Annotated in this window: 2 protein-coding genes and 2 pseudogenes; 3 read left to right on the forward strand and 1 reads right to left on the reverse strand. The window is 51.7% G+C overall.

What is annotated here, in order from left to right; translation table 11 throughout:
• The 3 genes and pseudogenes from BHE85_RS16295 to yacB all read left to right on the forward strand — a co-directional run.
• Nucleotides 1-301: pseudogene (locus BHE85_RS16295) on the forward strand (E3 ubiquitin--protein ligase); the annotation flags it as partial.
• A gap of 207 nt (nt 302-508) precedes the next feature.
• On the forward strand, nt 509-778 hold the full coding sequence (gene yacA / locus BHE85_RS16300) for a type II toxin-antitoxin system antitoxin YacA (RefSeq protein WP_000079956.1): 270 nt from the start codon (nt 509-511) through the stop codon (nt 776-778).
• Nucleotides 778-947: pseudogene (gene yacB / locus BHE85_RS16305) on the forward strand (type II toxin-antitoxin system toxin YacB); the annotation flags it as partial. The gene yacA and the pseudogene yacB, both read left to right, overlap by 1 nt.
• Nucleotides 948-1,010: 63 nt before the next feature.
• Here yacB and BHE85_RS16310 read toward each other — a convergent pair.
• Nucleotides 1,011-1,088, reverse strand: a 78-nt coding sequence (locus tag BHE85_RS16310; protein WP_001401901.1) for an IS1 family transposase, incomplete at its 5' end; no start/stop codon positions are given.

The following is a 1,088-nucleotide window of genomic DNA, read 5'->3' on the forward strand; positions in this document are numbered from 1 at the left end:
AGAGAATGAATTTAAGGACTGGTTCTCCCTCTGGGGACCATGGCATGCTGTACTGAAGCGTACGGAAGCTGACCGCTGGGCGCAGGCAGAAGAGCAGAAATATGAGATGCTGGAGAATGAGTACCCTCAGAGGGTGGCTGACCGGCTGAAAGCATCAGGTCTGAGCGGTGATGCGGATGCGGAGAGGGAAGCCGGTGCACAGGTGATGCGTGAGACTGAACAGCAGATTTACCGTCAGCTGACTGACGAGGTACTGGCCCTGCGATTGTCTGAAAACGGCTCACAACTGCACCATTCATAATCACATCGCATAAAACTGTCAGCGCCAGTGATAGGACAGGTGAAACCTGTCAATACGTACCGGCTTACGCCGGGCTTCGGCGGTTTTACTCCTCTGCCATATGCAACAACGGAGTGCCGCCTTACATGCCGCTGGCGCGGCATATCCTGGTGACGATATCTGAACAGTTATATACTGTGTATATACGTGGTAATGACGAGGTGGCAAATGGCACAGGTTAATATGAGTGTAAGAATCGACGCAGAACTGAAGGATGCTTTTATGGCCGCTGCAAAAAGCATGGACCGTAATGGCTCTCAGTTAATCCGGGATTTTATGCGCCAGACCGTTGAACGGCAGCACAATTCTTGGTTCCGTGACCAGGTTGCGGCAGGCCGTCAGCAACTCGAATGCGGTGATGTGCTTCCCCATGACATGGTCGAATCCTCTGCTGCTGCATGGCGGGATGAAATGAGCAGGAAGATTGCTGATAAATGATGGAGATGTTCTGGACCATGCTGGCCATCCAGGACAGGAAGCGCATTCGTAGTACATTGCGGAGCAGAACCTGATGGCCGCCATTGAACCGGACGAACGGATTGGTTATTCAGCCAGCAGCCTGGCAGGGCAGCCGTATAAAGGCCGCAACGGTCGTGTGGAAGGAACATCTGGACCACACAAGGTAGCGTGTAACGTTATTTTGTGTGAAAATCTCGGTAATGACTCCAACTTACTGATAGTGTTTTATGTTCAGATAATGCCCGATGACCTTGTCATGCAGCTCCACCGATTTTGAGAACGACAGTGA

The sequence above is a fragment of the Shigella sp. FC1567 genome (genome assembly GCF_001743015.1).
In the GTDB taxonomy this organism is placed as follows: Bacteria; Pseudomonadota; Gammaproteobacteria; order Enterobacterales; family Enterobacteriaceae; genus Escherichia; species Escherichia coli.

Coding starts and splice junctions, on each gene's coding strand:
- yacA (WP_000079956.1), top strand. CDS start 509: ATGGCACAGGTTAATATGAGTGTAAGAATCGACGCAGAACTGAAGGAT.